General features: G+C 64.6%; 9 protein-coding genes. 2 read left to right on the top strand and 7 right to left on the bottom strand.

Annotated features, from left to right (window positions below):
• Positions 1 to 83: 83 nt before the first annotated feature.
• The gene (locus KBY66_RS13390; protein ID WP_255090112.1) at positions 84 to 2,042 is read right to left on the bottom strand and encodes an NAD-binding protein; all 1,959 of its coding nucleotides are present in this window, start codon (positions 2,040 to 2,042) and stop codon (positions 84 to 86) included.
• Positions 2,043 to 2,199: 157 nt separating this feature from the next.
• Here KBY66_RS13390 and KBY66_RS13395 point away from each other — a divergent pair, with 157 nt between their 5' ends.
• The gene (locus KBY66_RS13395) at positions 2,200 to 2,604 is read left to right on the top strand and encodes a hypothetical protein (RefSeq protein WP_255090113.1); all 405 of its coding nucleotides are present in this window, start codon (positions 2,200 to 2,202) and stop codon (positions 2,602 to 2,604) included.
• Positions 2,605 to 2,735: 131 nt separating this feature from the next.
• On the top strand, positions 2,736 to 2,954 hold the full coding sequence (locus KBY66_RS13400) for a hypothetical protein (RefSeq protein ID WP_255090114.1): 219 nt from the start codon (positions 2,736 to 2,738) through the stop codon (positions 2,952 to 2,954).
• 32 nt (positions 2,955 to 2,986) lie between these two features.
• Here KBY66_RS13400 and KBY66_RS13405 read toward each other — a convergent pair whose 3' ends face one another.
• From KBY66_RS13405 to KBY66_RS13430, 6 genes are all read right to left on the bottom strand, one after another.
• A complete protein-coding gene (locus KBY66_RS13405; RefSeq protein WP_255090115.1) occupies positions 2,987 to 3,703 on the bottom strand; it encodes a hypothetical protein in 717 nt (238 codons plus the stop codon).
• 89 nt (positions 3,704 to 3,792) lie between these two features.
• Positions 3,793 to 3,936, bottom strand: coding sequence for a chlorophyll a/b-binding protein (locus tag KBY66_RS13410; RefSeq protein WP_255090116.1), 144 nt, complete (start codon positions 3,934 to 3,936; stop codon positions 3,793 to 3,795).
• 107 nt (positions 3,937 to 4,043) lie between these two features.
• On the bottom strand, positions 4,044 to 4,562 hold the full coding sequence (locus KBY66_RS13415; RefSeq protein ID WP_255090117.1) for a hypothetical protein: 519 nt from the start codon (positions 4,560 to 4,562) through the stop codon (positions 4,044 to 4,046).
• A gap of 243 nt (positions 4,563 to 4,805) precedes the next feature.
• Complete coding sequence (locus tag KBY66_RS13420) at positions 4,806 to 5,180, bottom strand: AbrB family transcriptional regulator (RefSeq protein WP_255090118.1); 375 nt, start codon at positions 5,178 to 5,180, stop codon at positions 4,806 to 4,808.
• A gap of 85 nt (positions 5,181 to 5,265) precedes the next feature.
• Positions 5,266 to 6,396, bottom strand: coding sequence for an alanine/ornithine racemase family PLP-dependent enzyme (locus KBY66_RS13425; protein WP_255090119.1), 1,131 nt, complete (start codon positions 6,394 to 6,396; stop codon positions 5,266 to 5,268).
• Positions 6,393 to 7,511: a DUF1611 domain-containing protein gene (locus tag KBY66_RS13430; protein ID WP_255090120.1), complete on the bottom strand. Its 1,119-nt coding sequence runs from the start codon at positions 7,509 to 7,511 to the stop codon at positions 6,393 to 6,395. Before KBY66_RS13430 ends, KBY66_RS13425 begins: the two co-directional genes overlap by 4 nt.
• Positions 7,512 to 7,748: the final 237 nt, after the last annotated feature.

The raw sequence follows: 7,748 nt of genomic DNA on the forward strand, positions 1-7,748 counted from the left end.
GGAGATTATCGGCTCCTTAAGGTGTCACCCTGGACACGAAATCGTGCTGGACACCGTATCGAGGTGGGGCCCTGAGCCTGGCTTCAATCCATAGATGCAATGGGCTGCAGGGAGCAGCGCACACCCAGGCGGGTGAGTTTGCTCTGCACCAGCCGAGCGAAGTCTTCGTCGAGGGGGTCACTGAGGTGGGTGCCGCCATCCAGCAGGTGGGCCATGGCACCGGGGGGCTGGCCGAAGTATCTGCCCAGACACTGCTTCACCTCGAACAGGGCCTCCGCAGGCAGATGCGCTTCCAGCTGGAGCCGCCAGCCGGGTGAATCCAGCCGCCCGAGCTCGATGCGTCGCAGGCCGCTCAGGTCGGCGAGGATCACCAGCTGGTCCCCCTCCGCCAGGACGGTTTCCGGCGCCGGCAAGGCCTTGGCCCCGGCCGTCCCTGGCTGCCCCCGGGTGATCACCGTCACCCCGTAGCCGCTCTCGAGGCGGGCGATGCTGCGGCCCCAGAGGCTGTCGCCCGTTTTGATCTGATAGCGCACCAGCAGCAGATTGCTCCCCTGGATCCGGGCGATGCCTTCGACCCGCTCGCCGAAGGCGGTGGCCACCAGGGCATCGCAGGCCAGGTCCATGGTGGAGAGCACCGTGACGCCGCCCAGCAGCTCTCCCAGCCGTTCGGCAGCCTCGACCGCGTGGCTGAGGATCACCAACCGGGCCTTTGGCCAGCGCTGCTGCAGCGACAGGGCCCCGTGCAGATTGGCCAGCAGATCCGTCGAGAGCAGGCCGATCGCCTCGACCCGGCAGTGCCTCAGCAGGGTTTCGGCATTTTCCAGCCGCTCCACCACCACACCCTCCCGGGTGGCGCTGCCGCCGTTGCCGCTGGCTTCCACCCGCACCACCTGGAGGCGCGCCCGCTTCAGGGCCGCCCCCACCTGGGCGGCCATGGCCCCACCATGAAGCAGCAGGATCTGGGCGCTGCCGCGCTTCAAGGGGCGGGGTCTGGTGATGCCGAAGCGGGCGCTGAGCAGGCGCTCCAGGATCACTGCCACCAGTCCGGAGGTCAGCAGGGTCCCGATCAGGGAATAGAGCAGGGTTCCGGCGATCAGCCGACCATCGACATCGGCAAGCGTCTGCTTCGGGCTCTCGGCCAGCAGCACGTTGACTGGATCGACGTATTCGCCCTTGAGCAGGGCCAGGGTGACGAACAGACCCTGCCGCCAGCCCCCCTGCAGGGAGAACACGCCGATGCCCCCCGCCAGCAGAAGCAGCAGCAGGGCTGGGACGATCGATTGCAGCGGGGTGCGCTGGCGCAACCATTCCCAGGCGCGTTGCCAGGGCCGCATCAGCCGCTGGGCCCTGAAACGTCCCCGCCTGATGCGTCCCTCAGCCGCGGCGCTCTCCCCGGCCGGGAGCTGGGTTGGGATGCTGGTGAGGCTGCGGCGGAAGCCCAGCGGGCTGACCACCATGTGGCCCCGGGGACTGGCTCCCCAGCCGGTTTCGCGAGGCAACCGCAAGAGGCGATAGTTCCGGTCGTAGGCGGAGGCGGCGGCGATCTCGGCCGGGTCGATCGCATCGAACACTTCGAAGCGGTGGCCATCCACTTCGAAAAGGGCCGCCTGGTCGCCCGAGCGCAGCGACTGGGCAACGGCGCCGGCCGTGAGCAGGAGGGGATCGACGACGGCGATCCCTGGCAGTCGTTGTTCGAGCAGGGCTCCGAAGGAGGCGTCCTGGCTGGAGGAGCGAACCACGATCTCGGCACTGGGGTTGAGCAACCGAACCTGGAGCGCCGCCTCGAAATTGACCGTGCTCTCGGAACTCAGCAGCAGCACCGACCGTGCCTCCACCACCCCAACCCGGCGCAGGGCTTCCGGCCGGCGCATGTCCCCCTGCAGCACCTGGCCCGCGAGTGCCACCGCCAGCTCGGGGTGGGTCCAGGCCGGGGCGTTCAGGTCAAGGCAGATCAGCGCGGACTCGAAATCGAGCAGACGCAGCAGGCAGGCCTGGCCAAGCGATCCGAGCCCGCAGACCACGATGGGTCTCTGGTGTGGCATCGGATGGATCGGCAATGGCGCCATGCCACCCATCTTCGGTAGCGGGGGTTAAGGGAGGCTCAACAACTCCCACCCCGCCGCAATCCGCTCCTGGCGATGCGGTTGGCTCCATCCCCTGGCTGATGCTGTTGCACTGGCCGATCGCCCTGGGGCCACGGTGGCGATCCTGATCCTGGGCGCCTCTCTCGGCCGGATGCCTCAGCAGCCCGTCAAGATCCAGCTGGTGATGGATGCGCCGTTGCCCGTGGCAGGCCAGGTGGATTTCGGCAGCATCAAGACGCCGCTCCTGGTCGAGAGGATCCAGACCCCGATCCGCACCGAGCCGCTGGTGACCCGGCCGATCGCGGCCAACTTCACCCTTTTCGATGGGGTGGAACTGGCTTCTCCCCTTTCTGTCTCGGTGCCCAAGCTGAGCAAGGGCCTGGGGGTGTCAGTCCGCGGCCCCATCAATGCCAGCGTGATCGGCGATGTGGCGGCGGTGGTGCGGGGCACTGTCGATGGCAAGGTCGATGTATCGGTTCCCGAAACCCTTCAGCACCGCCGCATTCAGCTGGGCCTCTGAAGGATCAGCTTCCTTGGTGAGGACCTGATCATCAAATTCAATCGAAACCGCCCCTCGGCAGCTCCAGGGAAGGCTGGAACCTCGCTTTACAAATCTTTACGCTAAGCTGATAAGATCTTATCGTAAAGCCCATGGAAGCCTTGCTCGGGATTCTTTACTTCACTTTTTTTGCGGTGATTGCAGGCGGCGCCTTCGCCTTGATGCGCCAGAATCTTCAATCCACCGACTGGAGTGCCAAGCCCCGCGGCGTGGCCTCCTCCCATCCAGAAGTCCCCCTCCAGGGTGATGAATTGCTCTATGTGGACTTGAGCCGCGAGCGACTGGAGCGTTTATTCGAAGAAACAGCCTGAGGTGATCATCCACCACTGAGGTGCTATCGGGTTTAAATCGTCATCGTGGAGATCGTTTTCAAGGGGGTGGCGCTGATCGAGTCAACCACGAAGCTCGACCAGGTGGAAACGGCCCCGGCAGACGATTCGATCAGTGGAAACTCGATGCGCTTGCGTTGATAGGTGAAGCCCACGCAAGTGAGATTCGCATCATCCGCCATCAACGACCACAGCACCTTGAGCTGATCCCGTCCGTAGTCGCTCGGTGGTCCGCCTGGCGGCAACTCGAAGACATGGCCAGGGTCACAGCGGATTGCCCATGGATTCTCCCAGGAGAGATAGTGGCCATCCTCCGTCGGGTAGAACCAGCAGGTTTCATTGCTGCCGGCTTGAAGCGGCAGGCTGTCGAGCCGCTGGACGGCGGAATCGTCACGATTCGGATCCTCCAGGCTGTAAACTTCGAGCCACTGCCCGGCTGGATCGAAGCTGGGGATCAGGGCATCGCAAACCAGCCGGCGTTGCCGCTGGCCTGGAGGCCGGTCACCATCCGCTTGCTCAGCGAATGGATCCTGGCCGGAGTGATTGGCCTTGCCGCTGGCAAGCAGATCCTGCAGAGATCCGCTCCAGCCATCAGGACAGCGGTAGATCCGCAGGGCCTTGCCTTGCCGGACCGTTGCTGCTTGCTGGCGCACCAGATCAGTCCACCGCAGCAGGGGGCCGGCCAGGTCAGGAACACTTGAGCTCAGAACGAAGCGAAGGGCGTCAGACATCGGCCCAGGATAAGAAGTGGTGCAAGAACAGCAAAAAGCCAGGTCTACCTTGAACGGCGGACCTGGCTTTGAATGGATGGAAAAAGGAATCAGCCGAGGCCGATCTGGCTGAGGATGCCTTGACCGGTGAGCAGCTCGGTGGCCAGGCCGATCACGAAGCCCAGCATGGCCATGCGGCCATTCCAGGTTTCGGCGAACTGAACGAAGCCAAAGCGGGAGGTGGATTCAGTCATGACGGAGGTGAGGGGTGATGCCTTCATGAAGCGTAACACCTTTCTTGCGTTGTGTGTCGGATTGGTCGGCTGGGGTTGCGCATTCCCCTTTTCCCTCTCTGGCCAGCTCAAGGGCCCTTCGGCTTTGGCTTGGCAGGCCCGCCCGTTGCCGGTGGGGTTTTGGGTGGGGCATTTGGTGGGGTAGCCGTCGACGCGCCGGCAGCGGGCTTTGCATTGGCGCACAGGGAGGCGATCATCCGGTCTTCACCGCCGATGGTCTTGGATTCGTCGGCCGAAAGGGGCAGCCGCCACTCCTCCCAGGCTCCTGCACCGGTCCTGCGGGTGAGTTTGAGACTGGGGCAATGAACGGCCACGCTGGCCTGCACCGGGGGCTCGCCGCATTCCACGGTGGTGGATCGGACGTCACCCTCGCTGAGCCGCCAGGTGCTCCAGTCGTAGCGACAGGGACCGAAGCTGCGCCACCGTGGGGCCTTGAGCTTGCGGATTCGCTCCAGCAGCTCCTTTTCCTTGCTGCTGGGGCTGGCGTCCGATTCCACAGTGCCCTCGGGCTTGAGGGCGGGCTTGCTTTGCAGCGGTGGCGGTGCCGTGACCTGGCCGCGCGCGCTGATGTTGGTTCCCAGAACCAATCCTAGAACCGATACAGATGACAGCCCCAGGGCCAACCAGAGCGCTGGGGCGAGGCGGAATTGCCCCCTGGAACCTGGTCCACATCGTTTTGTGGATCGTCTCGGGGATCGTTCCATCGCCTCCAACCCCACGATCAATCGCGAATCCTGCCATGGCCCGGGAACGGATGGCAGGTCGAGGTGATGTTGTTGAAAGGAGTGCGTCCCTGCCTGGAACTCAGCGTTGCCCTGGCGGGTGCCGCCTCATTCTTCGTCGCCCTCGTCGCTGCCGACGGGCACCAGGCGAATCTGCTTGCGGCCGAGCTTCAGCTCAAACTCATCACCGGGCTTGAGATCGAGCAGCCCGGTGTAGGCCTTGCCCACCAGCAGGTTGCCGTTGCCCTGAACCGTGGCGATGTAGCTGAGCTTGCGGCCGGCTTTGGTTCCCATGCCGTTGCCACTTCCGTTGCCGAGGCTGACGCCTTTGGCCTCGAGCAGCGCCTCATAAAAGGCGGTGAAATTGAGCCGCTCGCTTCCATCCTTCTTGGTGCTCAGGTAGCCGCAGCTGCGCACCAGATCAGATTTGGAGGCATCGCCGAGCTCCTTGACTTTGGTCAGCAGGTCGGATCCAGTCAGCATGATGGTGGGATGGGATAACTGATTCAACATAGCAATCCACGGGAGCCTTTTCAATGGCCCGTGCCGTGTTTGTCAGCCGTTGTTGTCACAAGTCCGCCAAACTGACCCGATCCGAATCCTGCCGAACCATCCGTCGGGAGATGAACGGGGAGGTCATCGCCCTGAGCAGGGCCCCGTAACTCAGCTGAAACGACAATTCCGTGCCGACGGGAACGGCGATGGTGCCGGTATCGAGGACCAGATGATCACTGCTGGCGCCAAGAAGCTCCATGCCGGCGGGGGGTGTCAGGCCGCTTGGATCCACATCCTGAACGCCAAGGGCGAGCAGCACGCGCCAGCGATCGCCACAGTCCCTCTCTGCCCCAGCCCCCGGCAGGTTGGCTTGGAGCGGGCGGGCTTGAGCCAGACCGAAGGCCGTCTGCCGTTGTTCTCCCCGGGGCAGGCTTGGCTTGCGATTCGATTCGATCACTTCGGCGATCAGGGTGAACGCGTTGGTGCACAGGCCCGCAATCGGCTGGCGCTGCAGCGGTTCCCGGCCTAGCAGGATCGATTCACCCAGGCGAAGATTGTTGATCCGACCCACCACCCCTCCGGCCAGCAGCCAGGGCAGGTTGGCGGAGTTTCCTCCCGAAACCTGCTCGAGCGCGATGCCGAACCGGCTCTCCAGGGAGATGGCCAGATCCGAGAGTTCGGCCATCGATCCATCGGTTGGAACCACCCCGTTCTGGCAGCCCAGATTCGTGCCAATTCCGATCAGTTTCAGGCCGGGCAGCAGCAACACATGCTGAGCAACCCCTTCGAGCTGTTGCGGCAGGATTCCCTCGCGCCGATCACCGAGTTCCACCATCAGCACCACGCCATGGCGGCGTCCACGGGCCATGGCGGCGGCGGATAGATGATCCATCACCTCCCGTTCGGTGTTGAGGCTGACATCGGCGACGGCGACCACCCGGGCCACCTGGCTCAACATGGGCGAGCGGATCAGGGTGATCGGCAGGTTCACCCCGGCTTGCCGCAGCGATTCGATCGTTTCGATGCGCGGCTCGCCGATCCCGGCGATACCCGCCTCCGTGAGGATGGCGACAATCGGCGGTGAGCCGAGGGTGGCCTTGGTCACCGCCGTGACGCTGATTCCCTGGCTGCTCAGACGATTCACCAATTGCCGGGCGTTGTGCTGAATCCGATCGAGCCGAATCTCCAGCCGCGGGGCCGTCAAGGGGTGAGGGCAACCGGCTCACGGACCAGTTCAGGGAAGGCCCGCAGCACCATCTCCACCAGGCGTTCCGGCGAACGGGTCAGGGCATCGGTGGCGGGGATGGCCAGTTCCACCTCGTAGAGGGCAATCGCCGCCGTGACCTGCCCATCGTCCATGCCTTCGTGGTTGATGCACAGACCGATGACCTTTGTGTTCGAGAACGTTTCAATCAAGGCGATTTCGCTGGCGGGCGAGGGCATCGGCAGGGCGGGGAAGTCGCTGAGCCGCTTCCGCATCGGGGCGTGCTGCAGCACGACGGCCTGGGGTTGGCTGCCCCGCAGGATGTAGGCCGAGCTGAGATAGGCGGGATGGCTGAGGGCGCCCTGCCCCTCGATCACGATCACCTCGGGCTGGCCATCCGCATGGGCCCCCAGCACGGCGGCCTCCACCTCGCCGGAGCAGAACTGGCAGGGGATGGCATCAAGGGCGATGCCGTGGCGGGCCCCCTGGATCAGGCCGGTCTGCCCGGTGCCCACCATGACCGCCCGGATGCCCCGCGCCCTGAGGGCACGGGTGAGGATCAGGGCGGTGGTGCGTTTGCCGATGGCGCCATCGGTGCCCAGCACCGCGATCCGCCGGCCCGGCAGCGCCGCGACCGCTCCGGTGAACATGTGGAGGTCTTTCTTGGCAGGGGGGCGGCGCACATCGACGATCGAAACGCTGCGGGCAGCGGCGGCGGCCACGAAGGCGGGGTCGTCGTTGAGAAACTCATGCAGCCCATTGATCAGATGCAGGCCGGCACCGAGTGCCGCAAGCATCACGCCGCGCTCCACGGGGGTGAGCATGCCGCTGGCCGGGGCGACGCCGAAGATGAACACATCGGGCCGCTCGGGGGCCATCGCCAGGGCTTCGCCCAGATCGGCCACCACCGGGATCCCGTTGGCGATCCCGTCGAGGACGGCGCCAGCGTCCTGGCCGGCGGCCTGGCTGTCGATCACCGAGAGGATGCGGTATCGCTCCGAATGGCGCACCAGCCCATTGGCGGTTTTGCCATCGAGGCGGCCGAAATTCCCTTCGCAATACACAGTGGCCGTCGGGGACGGAGGCAGGCCGAGGGCATGCAACGATGAAGACATCAAAAAAATCAGGTTGGAGTGAACCCGGAAGGGCGACCAAATGGTCCGCTCGGATCCAATCGAACGGGGATAACCAGTGGTCCCCAAGAATGGGGTCTGTTGCTCTTAGCCTAGGGAAGCTCTGGACAACACGTCCGCATAGCCAGTCGCGGTCCACCAATTGTTCGGATTGGACTATTTCAGCAGAGATCAGGCTGGAATGAGCCTGATCTCACCATGTTTGGGGACTGGCCCGCT

Source organism: Synechococcus sp. Tobar12-5m-g (assembly GCF_024345415.1).
Taxonomy (GTDB): Bacteria; Cyanobacteriota; Cyanobacteriia; order PCC-6307; family Cyanobiaceae; genus Regnicoccus.